Source organism: Mucilaginibacter rubeus, from assembly GCF_003286415.2.
Lineage (GTDB): Bacteria > Bacteroidota > Bacteroidia > Sphingobacteriales > Sphingobacteriaceae > Mucilaginibacter > Mucilaginibacter rubeus_A.
Map to the genome: position 1 here is coordinate 5,490,819 of NZ_CP043450.1, position 13,459 is coordinate 5,504,277.

Consider the following 13,459-nt stretch of genomic DNA (forward strand, 5'->3'; position numbering starts at 1 on the left):
AAATTGTAATTTATGAACACTAATGACCTGAGGATATTTGAAGCAGTAGCCGCTAATGGTAGTTTTACTAAAGCCGCCGAAGCCATGTTTACCGTACAATCGAATGTTACCGCACGTATAAAAAACCTGGAAGAAGAATTTGGAGCAGATCTGTTCACCCGCACATCACGCAAGGTAGCACTGACAAGCGCGGGCGAAACCCTGATGCAATACAGCAAACAGATTGACCATTTGATGCAGGAAGCTAAAAAGGATATCAAAAAATTCAGCCAGGTGAGCGGCAACCTTAAAATTGGCTGTATTGAAACTACTATGGCTTTTAAAGTTCCGGATATCCTTACCCGTTTTACCGAAGCCTACCCGGATGTCGACCTGGAGTTTAAATCGCAAATGCGCAGCGACCTCATCAATGACGTGATCAACTATAAACTGGACGCGGCCTTTGTATCGGCGCCTATCAATTCACCCGAGTTGGAGCAGTTGCACATTAAAGAAGAACAACTGGTGATCCTTGCCCCGGCCCATGGCCCCGAGCTAAAGGAATTGCTCACGAAACAGCCGCTTAAGATCATCGTATTTGACCAGGGGTGTGTATTTCGGGCCCGGTTGGAAGCATGGCTTAACGCCAAGGGCATCATCCAATATAAAAGCATCATACTGAATTCGCTGGAAGGGATCATCAATTTTGTAGAAGCCGGTTTGGGTATCAGCATTCTCCCTGCCGAGCTGATTGAGCAGTATTACTCGGGCCGTAAGCTTAAAACACACATGCTTAATAAAGAACTGGGTACAATGTCAACGGTGCTCATCTACCGTAAAAATGTACCGCAGTCAAGAGCACTGAAGGCTTTTGTGGAAATGTATTGATCCGGGGACTTCTCATTAACATTCAAAACCTTAATTTGCAGTATCATTCTTACTGGTGATCATTACCAATTTTCTATAAATCTTAATTAGCGATGGAAAACAATATCGGCACAAAAGAAAACCCGATGGCATTAAAAACGCCGCCATTAACATCAGATTATACTATGCATCTGGATACAAAAGATAACAAACCGATATTGGTTTGTACCGTTGGCAAAACCGTGCTCCATTACGATTACCGCTGCCTGGCCGACTTGCATGCTATGTTAACCGCTCATGGGGACTGGATGGAGCTTGGCAGCGCCGACGAGCAAAAGCCGGCAAAGGAAGGAACGGTTGAGGCCTGGGGGCGCTCGGAAAATAATCCTGTTGGCGGATGGTATGGCTTAAAGAAAGGATTGCGGGGGCGTTTTGCCATGTACGTACCTCCACTGATGGAGGCCTTAGGTATGGTTGAGCTAACACATGATGCCAAAGGCAATAAAGTAAAAGCAAAATAATAAGAACGGGCTGCTTTAACAAACAGCCCGTTCTTATTGGTATTTATTAGCGCTTATTCGCCCTTTGTTGGATCATTAACAATGCCCGCAAATAATATCAAGCCAGTTTTCATTTCCCTGATCGCGAAAATAAATGGCTTATCTAAAATGATATTTTTTGTAGGTGCCGCTGTGAGCCCCATGCCAACCTCCGTTACGGCTGCGGCTTCGGTGCCATCCTCATTCACATCAATATAGGCTTTATGCTTTACTTCGGTTATGGTAAGTCCGGTTGAATTGATCCGGCTAAAATCAGCCTGATCGCTGAAAGCAATACTCATTCCCAATGATTTTAAGATCGCTTTTAAATCGACACCGTAGCTGAATTTAAACTTAGGAAAGGTGATATTTGATTTGCTGCCGGTAAGTTTCCCCATCAATGTATTCCACTTATCCGAATCGAGACCGAGGGCAAAGGCTTTTACATCGGCATCGGGCATGATCATTACCATACTGTACCTGCTGTTGCTATATGGCAGCTCAACCACGGTGGCTTCACTATCAAAAGCTACGTTAAGGTTGACATCATTATTGGTCATGAAACTGGCTTGCACCGTAGTGTTATCGGCAAGATGAAAGGCTGTTTTATAAGTCTTGCCAGCATCAAACCGGGTTTTCCAGGTACTTTTAAAGTAAATGGCATTAATAAGAAACATTTTGGCCCCGTCATTTATCTGATCTATGATCTTGGTGATCTTGTTATTGGTTTGCCCGCTCACCCAACTATTAATAGTATTCGCAGATCCTGTTTTATCGTTAAAATCAAGCGCTTTTACCTCGGCATTATAAAAATCGGTATTGGTTTTTATGAATGCAGGCAGCGGTGTAAAACTATTAGCGTACCAGATGGAATTGGCTATTTTAAGTGTTGTATTTGGGTCAAGATCAGGAAGATTGGTAATCAGGTTATGATGATAGCTATTCACCTGATCCTCGGTAAAACCATCAAAATCCATTGTTTTACGAATATCGGTAAGCGTTTGCCCGGCGGCGCCATTACTGGTCATGCCAACAGCAAAGCTTACACTCAATGGCGAGAGGATTAGATTTTGGCTATTGGAGACAGTTCCCAGACCTGCTTTAAACAGTTTTAAGGTAAAAGCATTGCCGGGGCCTACTTGCTGTTGCTCAATTGCCGAAAGCACCAGGTCTTTACCCGGGCCGTTATTAATTGGGCCATTACCTCCTTTTTTACAGGCGGCCATCGCCAAAATCCCAATGCTAAGTAAGGTTAGTTTGCGCATCATAGTTGATAGGTTTATAATTACATTACGAAAAGCAAATTACTTACGCTACAGGGAGTTAAAATTAATGCGGATAAAAAAGTATAACAATTTTTTAACTTCCGGGCTTGTTAAAACACCGTAGTTTAGTCCTTTAAAATACTCATTTATACTGATGCGAAATCTACTTAAAACCGCGGCCCTTGCGCTGCTGGTATTAGCCGGGATCAATGCCGCTGCACAAACCCGTAAGGCTGTTTTTATTATTGCCGATGGCATCCCTGCCGATGTAATTGAAAAGCTAAATACGCCTAACCTCAAACTGATAGCTAAACAGGGCACCTATCTTCGTGCTCATGTTGGCGGCGAAAAAGGAGGTTATTCGCAAACACCAACCATATCGGCCAATGGCTATAACAGTTTACTCACTGCTACCTGGGTAAACAAGCACAACGTTTGGGGCAATGACATCAAAGCGCCTAATTATAACTACTGGAACGTATTCAGGATGTTTAAAAACGCGTATCCCAATAAAAAAACAGCCATATTCAGCAGCTGGACAGATAACCGCACCAAGCTTATAGGCGATAAATTACCTGAAGCCGGAAACATCCATCCGGATTATGCTTATGACGGTTATGAACTTGATACCGTTAAATTTCCGCATGATAAGGCCGGGAATTATATGCACCTCATTGATGAACAGGTAGTATCATCTGCAGCGGAATGTATTAAAGACAAAGCTCCCGACCTTTCATGGGTATATTTGGAGTATACCGACGATATGGGCCATAGATACGGCGACAGCCCGCAATATTATGACGCCATTGAAAAAATGGACGCGCAGGTTGGCAAGATCTGGGCTGCCATACAATATCGCAAACAACATTTTAAAGAGGATTGGCTGATCTTCATCACAACGGATCATGGCCGCAGCGAGGCTACTGGTAAGGACCATGGCGGTCAAAGCGCCCGCCAACGCTCTACCTGGATGGTTACCAGCTATCGCCCGCTAAACAACTATGCTAAATACTATACCCCGGGTATTGTGGATATCACGCCTTCAATCAACAGCTTTTTGAATGTAAAAGTACCGGAAGCGCAGCAACGCGAAATGGATGGCATCCCGCTTATCGGCGCGGTATCTGTTGCTGAACCTATGGCTAACTATGTACAAGGTTCGTTAGATATTAGCTGGAAAGCGCTTGACTCAGAAGGTAATGTAAAGATCTGGGTAGCTGCTGACAACGTGTATAAAGAAGGCCAAGCCGATGAATACAAATTATTAGCTACCGTACCTGTTACCAATGAGCATGCACTGGTTGATGTTAAAAATATGCCTTCCAAATTTTACAAGATCTGTATTGAAGGCCTTAACAATACAGTTAACCGTTGGATTATATTGGATGATAAAAAATAGATAGTCTGGCATCAAGAGCGAAAACCTGGTCGACTCAGCAAACTTTTTACCCCTTTCTGCTTCGCATAGAGGGGTTTTCTTTTTATTGTAACCCGCCTTTTTTCAAAAAAAATATCGCTCCCCAAAATACAAACCACTTGGTATTGTACACCCTGCCCCCGCTCCGTAAAATTGTGATATAAAAACAACCCAAAACCACAATGAGAAAGCCACCATTATGTATCCCAAATTTAAACCCGGCAAATAGTAGTACGCCTGACTTTAGTAATACAGGTACTATATGCCGATTATAGAACCGGTTAATTTATCTGCAAAACGAAGAATTACCCGTTGCTTTTTTGAAGTTAAAATGCATACATTAGTTTATCACCTGATAGCGTTACACTGTTTGCCACAACCATTGACACCTTACCTAACCTATTTACTAAAATGATTTTTAAAACCAATATATGGGTATTTGTTTGCTGTGCTGTAGCTACACTTTGTTTAAGTACACAAAACGCCGATAGCCAAAGCCAGTTTGAAAAGGAACTCACTCAAAAAATGGATGACTTCCTGGCACCTATGCCTCAACTTAATCAGCAGGCATCTCAAACAAAAACTCAGCTTTACCCAAGCGACGCCCCGGGCGGTATCCTGATCCCATCTGGCTTTGGAGGGTACGGCACCTATTTATTCGGAGGTGTCGGCGCCACTTATCCCGAAGTTTACAGGAACAACAAGGCCGATCTGATCACTTCGGTAGGGGCATGCATAGGTAATCCGGCGAAGGCTATAAACTTTGCTGCAAGCTTAAACATGACCGATGTACATAAGTTCAGGGATTTTTCGGGAAACTTCATTGTGAGCCGTCTATTATTTACCGGAACAAGCATTTCGGCCGGCGCATTACAGATATTTGCAAATAACAGATTCTCCGATGCACCGGGCTCAACTTTTTACTTAGCGGTGAGCCATGCGGTACAAACTGTGCCATCGTTAACACCGGGCTGTTCAAGGCTTACTTATACAATTGGAGTTGGCAGCGGCAGGTTTTATGAAAAGAGCCCCAAAGATATTGAAGCCGGCAAAGGAAAACATGGCACCGCTATATTTGGCAGCCTCTCCTACGAGCTTATCCGGCATGTAAACGTAAATGCCGAGTGGACGGGCATGAACCTCGGTATTTCAGCAGGAGTCAGGCCTTTCCCTGTACCTTTAAGTTTAGCGGTAGGTGTTGCAAACCTTACCCGGTACACCAACGACAGGGCCAATATGGTATTTTCTATTGGCTACCCACTCTCCCTAAACCGACGATAGGCCACACTTAGTAAAAATCAATTACTTCATTAAAAACATATTAAGCAATGAAAAAAATAATCATAGCAGCATTAGTCGCGTCCGCAACTTTGGCAATAAGCACTAAAAATGCGGCTGCACAGGGCAGAAACAATCAATCGGACTGGAACGTACCACCTCCAATACCACCGGTACCTCCTATTCCCCCGGTACCACCAATACCGCCAGTGCCTCCTATTCCCCCGGTACCGCCAATACCTCCGGTTCCACCTATTCCGCCGGTACCGCCAATAACACCGGTGCCGCCTATTCCACCAGTGCCACCTATACCGCCGGTACCACCTATTCCACCGGTGCCGCCTATTCCGCCGGTGCCACCGATACCACCAGTGCCGCCTATTCCGCCGGTACCGCCAATACCACCGGTGCCACCGATACCGCCGGTACCACCAATACCGCCTGTGCCGCCAATACCGGGTTTAAAACCCTTACATTAATTAGGATCACTGCATGGCAGTTATTTTAACTGCCGTGCATTAGAAAATGAATTTCTATTTAACCTGAAAACATGAAACTTCAAATACCAAAGCTTAAAGTGATCCTGATCCTTTTGCTTACAGGCCTATCTACTTTAAGCAAAGCGCAAACAGCTCACCGCACATTTACCTTTAAAAAAGGCGATCAGTTTCAGCGCACCGCCTTTTTAAGTTCAAACACAGTACTACAGCGTGGCGATCAAAAATTTAACATCAATAGCTTCTCATCAACAACCAAAGTTTATGATGTTGTTGATGCTACCGGGCAGGGATTTAATCTGACCGTTACTACCAAACACATTGCCGATACCATTGACGCTATGGGTAAAAAATTGGCGTACAGCTCAGACTGGCCCGCTAACGACAGCTCGGCCATTGCAAAGGCGCTAAATAATATTGCAGGTAAGGTAGCCTCGGTAACCATCAATAAAAACGGACTTGTAACTGATTTCACCGATCCTGCGCTTCAATTTACTAATGATACACTGACAGCCTTCACCGGCCTGCAGCAGGAGCAAATTGCAAAGGGCGCAACCCTTGGCCTCCTGGCCGATTTTGTGCTAACACAATCCCTCAAACCTGGCTATACCTGGGCCGATTCAACAATGATGAACGGGCAAAAAACTAAAAATACCTTTTGGGTAGATAAGATCAGCGATAAAACAACCACAGTTGTATTTGAAAGCGCCATCACAGGTGGCTATACCAATAGTAACACCAATGGTGTATATGTAATTGATAACCAAACAGGCGTAGTACTGGAACGAATGATGAAAAGCATTATAAGTGGCTATCAACTGCACAACCGTGTAGTTTACGCCGCATCAAAACGCACAGCTTTTACCGAAAGCTGCTACAAAATACATTAGTCCCGAACGTAGGGGTACAATAGGGGCTATTGTTAAAAGAGATGGCTATGCGGTTAAGCCAAACGCATATGCCTCTCTTTTTTTGCTTATCTCGTTTAGTGAAGCTTCATTCTTTTTGGTGTTGCCGGGTGCAAATAGTTATTGTCACTTAGCCAGTCGGCCATGCGCTGGGGCCAGGTGCTGATGCTTTTTAGTTTTGATCGGTACCCCATATTAAAGCCATGATCGCCCTGGGTATAAATATGCACTTCAACAGGTATTTTTGCTTCGCGATAACGCTGCAATAATTTTACTACCGATGGCGAGCAGCAAACATCATCATTGGCGGCTAACAAAAACGCGGACGGCGCATCGTAAGGTAATTTATCAGGAATATAAAGCGGCCCCGGATAGATCTGGATCAAAAACGACGGACGGGCATTTAATCTGTCTATCGGGTCTATAGCTTTCGGATCGCCTTTGCCTTCGCCATAAGCAACCATATCAACCACTTCGCCACCCGCCGAAAAACCCATCATCCCAATGCGATTGGTGTCCAGTCCATATTCTACTGCTTTACTGCGTACCAATCGCATAGCCCGGTAGCCGTCCTGTTTGGCATGTACATCAATTTTGTATGGCGATAGCGTATCTCTGCCCAGACGGTATTTCAACACAAAAACAGTAATACCTAAACTATTGAGGTATTTAGCCGGATCAACACCTTCGGCAGTATACACTAATAACCTGTGACCGCCACCCGGGCATACTACTACTGCAGATCCATTAGCTTTATCCTTAGGTGGTAAAAAAACAGTAAGCGAAGGATTGTGGATGTTTTTTACCCAGTAATCTTTAGCCTGCTCCGGTTCGTTGCGACGGTTTTCAAAACCCGGCGCTCCGTTTGGCCAAAGTGGTATCACGACATCCTGAGCCATGCCCGCAAAAGGCAGTAACAGCATCAGCAGAAATAGGTATGTGCTTAGTTTTGTTTGCATAAAGTAAATATACTTCATAGCCGATGCTTTGGTATGAAAACACTAAACTTTTACGCGGCTTATTGGTTAAATTTGAATAGTTCATGGTTCATAGATGATGGTTCATGGTTTGAAAGTTAACGATTTGATAACCTGTTCTCTATAAAGCGATCCGTTCTATGATCTATGAACTATGATCCATAGACTAATAAAAAACTTATGGCAAATTTCCAGGAAATAATAGCATCAGAAACACCGGTACTGGTCGATTTTTCGGCTGAGTGGTGCGGGCCTTGTAAAATGATGCCACCTATACTGCACGATGTAAAAACCGCGTTAGGTGATAAGGTAAAGATCATTAAAATAGATATCGACAAAAACCCAGCAGCAGCCAGTGCATACCGCATACAAAGCGTGCCTACCCTCATGATCTTTCAGAAAGGGCAAAGCAAATGGCGCCAAAGCGGCGTGGTACAAGCCAGGCAACTACAACAAGTGGTAGAGCAGTTTTTGTAAAAAAACACCCCAGCCCTCTCTAAAGGAGAGGGAGTATAAGAATTTACTATCAATTAAATTAACAAGTCCTCTCCTTTGGAGAGGATTTAGGAGAGGTTCAACATGGCAACTATCGAAAGCATCCAGAACGCATACATTGATTATGTGTTAACCGAGGGCGAGCAGCCTAAATCGGTTTATATTTTCGCGAAGCAAAATGAAATGAGCGAAGCCGAGTTTTACCAGTTTTATGGCTCTTTCGAGGCTGTAGAACAGGGCATTTGGGCAGGCTTTGCCAACAAAACACTGGCCGAGATACGCGCGCAGGAGGTTTGGGAAGGTTACACATCACGCGAAAAAGCCTTATCATTTTTTTACGGCTTTTTTGAGTTGATCAAAAGCAGCCGCAGCTTTGCGGTTTACAGCATTAAAAAACAACCCAAAGGTTTTACTACGCCAAAAGTATTTGCGCCGCTGAAAGATATTTTTGAAGGCTTTGCCGATGAGATCATGAAAGAAGGTATTGAAAGCACCGAACTGAGCGACCGTAAATACTTCTCAAAAAAATACAAAGATGCCCTTTGGGTACAGTTTGTATTTATACTCAACTTCTGGATCAATGATAACTCAGCCGGTTTTGAAAAAACCGACGAAGCCATTGAAAAAGGCATTAACGTAACTTTTGATCTTTTCCAGCGCTCACCAATTGATAACCTTTTTGAATACGGCAAATTTTTGGTACAGAATGGCGGGATAAAGGATAAGATGGGATTTTAAGATTATGGCAGATGAAACTCCGGGAGCCACTCCCGAACAAAATAGTATACCAACTACCAAAGTACAGCGGTCGGCCAAATTTGTAAAAACAGGTATCAAGATTGGCGGTAATTATATTAAACATTACTCTAAAAAGCTATTCAATCCTGATCTGGATAAATCAGAGCTAAATGAAGACAACGCGGCCGATATATACCAGTCGCTAAGCGAGCTTAAAGGCAGCGCGCTTAAGGTGGCGCAAATGCTCAGCATGGATAAAAACCTGCTGCCGCAAGCTTATGTTGATAAGTTCACCCAGTCGCAATATAACGCGCCACCGCTTTCCGGGCCACTTATTGTACAAACGTTTAGGAAATATTTTGGTAAAAATCCCGATCAGATCTTTGATAAGTTCAATATCCGTTCAACCAACGCCGCCTCAATAGGCCAGGTTCACCAGGCCGAGCTGAATGGCAAAAACCTGGCCGTTAAGATTCAGTACCCTGGCGTGGGCGATTCCATTTCATCAGACCTTAAGCTGGTTAAGCCATTTGCTTTCCGGATGCTGGGCATGAGCGAAAAGGAACTGGATGTATACATGAAAGAGGTTGAAGAACGTCTGCTTGAGGAAACAGATTACGAGTTGGAAGTTCGTCGTTCTATTGAGTTTTCAAAGGCCTGCGCTAATCTTGATAATGTTGTTTTCCCCCATTATTATCCCGAGCTAAGCAGCAAACGTATTATCACCATGGACTGGCTGGAAGGGAAGCACCTGAAAGAGTTTTTGGCTACCAACCCATCGCAGGAACTTCGCGACCAGATAGGCCAGGCTTTGTGGGATTTTTATAATTTCCAGCAGCATGAACTCCGTGCCGTACATGCCGACCCACATCCCGGTAATTTCATGATCACTCCTGAAGGAAAATTGGGTGTTATTGATTTTGGCTGTATTAAGGAAATGCCTGAGGATTTTTATTATCCTTTCTTCTCACTTACGTCAACCAATTTACTGGACAATAAAGAAGAAACCATTAAGGCATTCCGCCAGTTGGATATGATTCACAGGGATGATACCACAGCGCAGATCGAGTTTTACTATACACAGTATAAGGAAATGATCAGCCTGTTTGCTTTACCGTATATCACTGATACATTTGATTTCAGTCAAACAGCATTTTTTGATCAGTTATACGGCTTTGGCGAGCGCATTTCAAAAATGCCCGAATTTAAACAGGCCCGCGGTGTTAAGCATTTTATTTATGTAAACCGTACCAATTTTGGGCTATATAATATTTTGCATGAATTAAAAGCAAAGGTTAAAACCGATACCTTTAAACCGCATGTGGTGCTGGAGTATTAATTCAGTTTGCAGTTTTGAGTTTGCAGTAAACAGTGGTTAAATAATTCAACTATATTTGAATAACCTGTGACCGTTTATGAAAATCCCCTTTCTGTTTTTGATAGTTTGTTTACTGACTGCCTGCAAAGCAAAGCCATCCAAAGCCAATCGGGACACATCAAAATCAAAAATAGTTAAAGTACTGCCAGCATCTTATAAAGCATCTAACAAGGTAATTTCAACAACTGCCGATACTGCTGATATAGACGAGCAACGCGACGCCTACGCGAATTATTACATCGTGGTAGCTGACACGGGGTTGAACTATTACTTGCTTCGCGATAAGATGTTTGAGCTGAACAAATCATCCAATATCCCTATCGATACAATGGATCGCGGGTACAACAAAGCTAAAGACCTCATCGCATTATCCGATAAAGATGAAGATGAGATTTATGCGGGCGAATATTATCCCAGGAGATATCCATCCAAAACTTTAAGCCTCGAATATCTCGATACCTATCGATATAATACCGGCCCAAAAACCATTGCTTTGGTGGCTGGAATTTATGAAAACAAAAACAGTGCGGACAGCGCTTTTCAAGTTATTGACAAGCTTAAAACCGCCTTTGTTTTCAAAGGAAGAGTTTATGTAGGCTGTATGCACTAACAACAACTTTAAATACACATACCCATGCCAATACTCCAAAACACTTTTGTACATCACGTACATTTCTGGCTTAAAAATAAAGCCGATAAAGATAAACTGATTGAAGGGCTTAACCTGCTCATCCCAATCCCTCATATTCGCGATATTCATTTCGGTGTACCGGCTGATACCAACCGAGATGTGATAGACCGTTCGTATGATGTATCGCTATTAATATTGTTTGATACCCCCGAAGCACAGGAAGCTTACCAGGTTGACCCTACCCACGTTGTATTTGCCGAACAATATGCTAAGCCACTGTGCAGCAAAGTTGTAGTGGTTGACAGTGTAAATATTTAAGGTTAAATTAAAACAGATAAGGCTAAATGATATATATTTAGCCTTATTTATTTTAAACCTTTTCATGTATTCAAGATTAACCTGCCTTATTGCACTGGCTATATGCCTTTCATTTTCAAAAGCTTACTCACAAACGGATACTTCGCATTACGATTTGGGAAGGGTAAAACTTGATAAAAAGTTTACTCAAAGTATTACCCTTAAAGGGGCCGACCTGCAACGCCAACCCTTCGCTAACATAAGCGACGCGCTTAATGTGTGGTTTTACGGCACTTACACCAATAGCGCTTATGTAATATATGTAATTGACGGCAATATCATCAACGATGTAAATGCTTATAATATTAATGATATTGAAGAGATAACGCTGGTTCAAAATGCAGTTGCACAGGCAAGCGGCGCTCCGTCGCAACAACAAATGATACTGATAAAAACAAAACGGAGCAAACCCGGAAAATCGGGTATCGAAGCGGCTGGGCAAACCAATCTTATTAATGTGCGGAACATGTCAAATGTCAAAGACATTAACAGCCCTACCAATGTTTATCATCAGTATTATTTATCCGGTTATAAAAACACAGATCTTGTCAGCACAGGTATTTCTGCCACATATTTAAGGGATGTTTTTCCTACTTTAACTACTTCGCAGCAAGCTGTTATCAAAACACCATTAGGCTTTAACAGGTTTAAATTTAACGGATACGCCGACGTTAAACTTGGTTCAAATAACAGCCTTAGCGCAACTGCAACTTACGTACCGCAGGTTACCCGCTTTGACTATGATAACTCCAACATTTATAATGACCCAAACACGGCTTCGCGGGCGCAAACAATTACGGCTTACCATGCCAAACAAAACCTGTTAAATGGTGGTATCAGGTTAAATTCGCAATTGGCAAAAGGCCTTAAAAATAATTTATCGGCTTCATACAGTTATTATAATTACAACGAGGATTATAACTACAACTATTATAGCAGCGACCTGCATAGCAGTACCGATGCCTATAGCCTCCATCGCAGAAACGTATTGCTGCTTCGGGATAATTTAAGCTATCAGAAAACCATAGGTGATTTTAGCATTGAGCCGGCAATTGATTTTAGCTATCGTTATACACGCGATTCTACCGCCAAGGCCACAAACAACGAAACATCAAGCGGAAACGCCCCTTCATTCCCTTCCACTTCTACCGAGCGTACATATGCCAAACGCAAAGACTATCTGCTAACACCATCGTTAGGCGTGTCATTCAAAAACAGCATCAATTTGCAGGGTGGTTTTGTAACGGTATTGGATTCAAAAAAGAGCCTGGCTATAGCAAGCAATGCTGAGCTTAAACGGATCTTTCCCTATGCTTCAGCTTCGGTGAATGTTTCTTCCCTGGCAGGGATCAATATTGTTGGTATAAAACTTTACGGCTCCTACTCAAAACAGAGTATACTTTTACAAACAGATGCTGAGCATCTTACCGGCTTAAGCTTTGACGGACCATTACAAATTTCATTAAACTCAGGCGGCTACCCTAACTTTACCTACGACCCGTTAAAATCCTATAATGTTTATACAGCCGGAGCGGACGTTAGTGTTTCGGCTTTGTTATCTGTTAATTATAATTATGAACGCGGAGGACTTCAGATCCCTATACTTTATTATCTGCCGTATGGCGCTAACGGAAGCCAAAGCTATATTGGATACGTTGACTCAAAATATACGCGTAACCGCATTGGCATAACTTTCCGTGTTGTTGATAAAACGGATGCTCACTTTACAACAGGGCTTAATGCCACTAATATTAAACAACGCACAAATACTATTACAGGAAACCTTGCCACGGGCGATCGGGTGTGGACAGGAGGCTGGGTTAACCGTCTTGATATCGACCGTGTTTTTGCGGGTATGGATGTTTTATATCAGTTGGGCGGGGGAGGTTTTGCTAATCCGTATTCCAGCATTGATCCTATATTGGGGCCGAGTGATCATTCGTTTTCCCTGCAAAACGTTTACTTCGGTTATAAACTACAAATCAACAGGTTCAAAAATTTTGAAGTATTTGCCAACGGCCGCAACATCTGGCAAAACAAAAAATCAGAAATTACTGACAACCGCAGGTTTTACGGCCTCGGATTTAAACTGGGATTGTAAAACCGCTTGCCTTTTTTGTTGTTTCACTAAGC

14 protein-coding genes are annotated in these 13,459 nt (G+C 42.9%); 12 read left to right on the forward strand and 2 right to left on the reverse strand.

Going from position 1 to position 13,459, the window contains the following annotated elements; all coding sequences use genetic code 11:
• Positions 1 to 12: 12 nt before the first annotated feature.
• The gene (locus tag DEO27_RS21845; RefSeq protein WP_112568604.1) at positions 13 to 867 is read left to right on the forward strand and encodes a LysR family transcriptional regulator; all 855 of its coding nucleotides are present in this window, start codon (positions 13 to 15) and stop codon (positions 865 to 867) included.
• Between the two features lie 92 nt (positions 868 to 959).
• Positions 960 to 1,367, forward strand: a complete 408-nt coding sequence (locus DEO27_RS21850) for a DUF6855 family protein (RefSeq protein WP_112568606.1) — start codon at positions 960 to 962, stop codon at positions 1,365 to 1,367.
• A 53-nt stretch (positions 1,368 to 1,420) separates the two neighbouring features.
• Here DEO27_RS21850 and DEO27_RS21855 read toward each other — a convergent pair whose 3' ends face one another.
• Positions 1,421 to 2,653 carry a serpin family protein gene (locus tag DEO27_RS21855; protein WP_112568608.1) on the reverse strand — a complete coding sequence of 411 codons (1,233 nt, stop codon included), beginning with the start codon at positions 2,651 to 2,653 and terminating at the stop codon, positions 1,421 to 1,423.
• 151 nt (positions 2,654 to 2,804) lie between these two features.
• Here DEO27_RS21855 and DEO27_RS21860 point away from each other — a divergent pair, with 151 nt between their 5' ends.
• The 4 genes from DEO27_RS21860 (at position 2,805) to DEO27_RS21875 (ending at position 6,732) form a co-directional block, all read left to right on the forward strand.
• The gene (locus DEO27_RS21860) at positions 2,805 to 4,049 is read left to right on the forward strand and encodes an alkaline phosphatase family protein (protein WP_112568611.1); all 1,245 of its coding nucleotides are present in this window, start codon (positions 2,805 to 2,807) and stop codon (positions 4,047 to 4,049) included.
• Between the two features lie 429 nt (positions 4,050 to 4,478).
• Entirely contained in the window at positions 4,479 to 5,348 is an 870-nt protein-coding gene (locus tag DEO27_RS21865) for a hypothetical protein (RefSeq protein WP_112568613.1), read from the forward strand.
• Positions 5,349 to 5,395: 47 nt separating this feature from the next.
• Complete coding sequence (locus DEO27_RS31585; protein WP_162997082.1) at positions 5,396 to 5,824, forward strand: hypothetical protein; 429 nt, start codon at positions 5,396 to 5,398, stop codon at positions 5,822 to 5,824.
• A gap of 71 nt (positions 5,825 to 5,895) precedes the next feature.
• The gene (locus tag DEO27_RS21875) at positions 5,896 to 6,732 is read left to right on the forward strand and encodes a DUF6263 family protein (RefSeq protein WP_112568615.1); all 837 of its coding nucleotides are present in this window, start codon (positions 5,896 to 5,898) and stop codon (positions 6,730 to 6,732) included.
• Positions 6,733 to 6,827: 95 nt separating this feature from the next.
• On the opposite strand, the gene DEO27_RS21880 is transcribed toward DEO27_RS21875, so the two are convergent.
• Complete coding sequence (locus DEO27_RS21880; protein ID WP_223818019.1) at positions 6,828 to 7,727, reverse strand: alpha/beta hydrolase; 900 nt, start codon at positions 7,725 to 7,727, stop codon at positions 6,828 to 6,830.
• A gap of 180 nt (positions 7,728 to 7,907) precedes the next feature.
• Between DEO27_RS21880 and trxA the strand changes: the two genes are divergently transcribed.
• The 6 genes from trxA (at position 7,908) to DEO27_RS21910 (ending at position 13,427) form a co-directional block, all read left to right on the forward strand.
• Positions 7,908 to 8,204 carry a thioredoxin gene (trxA, locus tag DEO27_RS21885; protein WP_090530271.1) on the forward strand — a complete coding sequence of 99 codons (297 nt, stop codon included), beginning with the start codon at positions 7,908 to 7,910 and terminating at the stop codon, positions 8,202 to 8,204.
• A gap of 102 nt (positions 8,205 to 8,306) precedes the next feature.
• A complete protein-coding gene (locus DEO27_RS21890; protein ID WP_112568619.1) occupies positions 8,307 to 8,960 on the forward strand; it encodes a TetR family transcriptional regulator C-terminal domain-containing protein in 654 nt (217 codons plus the stop codon).
• A gap of 4 nt (positions 8,961 to 8,964) precedes the next feature.
• The gene (locus DEO27_RS21895) at positions 8,965 to 10,299 is read left to right on the forward strand and encodes an ABC1 kinase family protein (RefSeq protein WP_112568621.1); all 1,335 of its coding nucleotides are present in this window, start codon (positions 8,965 to 8,967) and stop codon (positions 10,297 to 10,299) included.
• Positions 10,300 to 10,375: 76 nt separating this feature from the next.
• Positions 10,376 to 10,948, forward strand: a complete 573-nt coding sequence (locus tag DEO27_RS21900; protein ID WP_112568623.1) for a hypothetical protein — start codon at positions 10,376 to 10,378, stop codon at positions 10,946 to 10,948.
• A gap of 24 nt (positions 10,949 to 10,972) precedes the next feature.
• Complete coding sequence (locus DEO27_RS21905; protein WP_112568624.1) at positions 10,973 to 11,287, forward strand: Dabb family protein; 315 nt, start codon at positions 10,973 to 10,975, stop codon at positions 11,285 to 11,287.
• Positions 11,288 to 11,351: 64 nt separating this feature from the next.
• A complete protein-coding gene (locus DEO27_RS21910; RefSeq protein WP_112568626.1) occupies positions 11,352 to 13,427 on the forward strand; it encodes a hypothetical protein in 2,076 nt (691 codons plus the stop codon).
• Positions 13,428 to 13,459: the final 32 nt, after the last annotated feature.

Excerpts from the sequence above, each read along its gene's own strand:
- DEO27_RS21845 (WP_112568604.1), top strand. The coding sequence starts at position 13 with ATGAACACTAATGACCTGAGGATATTTGAAGCAGTAGCCGCTAATGGT.
- DEO27_RS21850 (WP_112568606.1), top strand. The coding sequence starts at position 960 with ATGGAAAACAATATCGGCACAAAAGAAAACCCGATGGCATTAAAAACG.
- DEO27_RS21855 (WP_112568608.1), bottom strand. The coding sequence starts at position 2,653 with ATGATGCGCAAACTAACCTTACTTAGCATTGGGATTTTGGCGATGGCC.
- DEO27_RS21860 (WP_112568611.1), top strand. The coding sequence starts at position 2,805 with ATGCGAAATCTACTTAAAACCGCGGCCCTTGCGCTGCTGGTATTAGCC.
- DEO27_RS21865 (WP_112568613.1), top strand. The coding sequence starts at position 4,479 with ATGATTTTTAAAACCAATATATGGGTATTTGTTTGCTGTGCTGTAGCT.
- DEO27_RS31585 (WP_162997082.1), top strand. The coding sequence starts at position 5,396 with ATGAAAAAAATAATCATAGCAGCATTAGTCGCGTCCGCAACTTTGGCA.
- DEO27_RS21875 (WP_112568615.1), top strand. The coding sequence starts at position 5,896 with ATGAAACTTCAAATACCAAAGCTTAAAGTGATCCTGATCCTTTTGCTT.
- DEO27_RS21880 (WP_223818019.1), bottom strand. The coding sequence starts at position 7,727 with ATGAAGTATATTTACTTTATGCAAACAAAACTAAGCACATACCTATTT.
- trxA (WP_090530271.1), top strand. The coding sequence starts at position 7,908 with ATGGCAAATTTCCAGGAAATAATAGCATCAGAAACACCGGTACTGGTC.
- DEO27_RS21890 (WP_112568619.1), top strand. The coding sequence starts at position 8,307 with ATGGCAACTATCGAAAGCATCCAGAACGCATACATTGATTATGTGTTA.
- DEO27_RS21895 (WP_112568621.1), top strand. The coding sequence starts at position 8,965 with ATGGCAGATGAAACTCCGGGAGCCACTCCCGAACAAAATAGTATACCA.
- DEO27_RS21900 (WP_112568623.1), top strand. The coding sequence starts at position 10,376 with ATGAAAATCCCCTTTCTGTTTTTGATAGTTTGTTTACTGACTGCCTGC.
- DEO27_RS21905 (WP_112568624.1), top strand. The coding sequence starts at position 10,973 with ATGCCAATACTCCAAAACACTTTTGTACATCACGTACATTTCTGGCTT.
- DEO27_RS21910 (WP_112568626.1), top strand. The coding sequence starts at position 11,352 with ATGTATTCAAGATTAACCTGCCTTATTGCACTGGCTATATGCCTTTCA.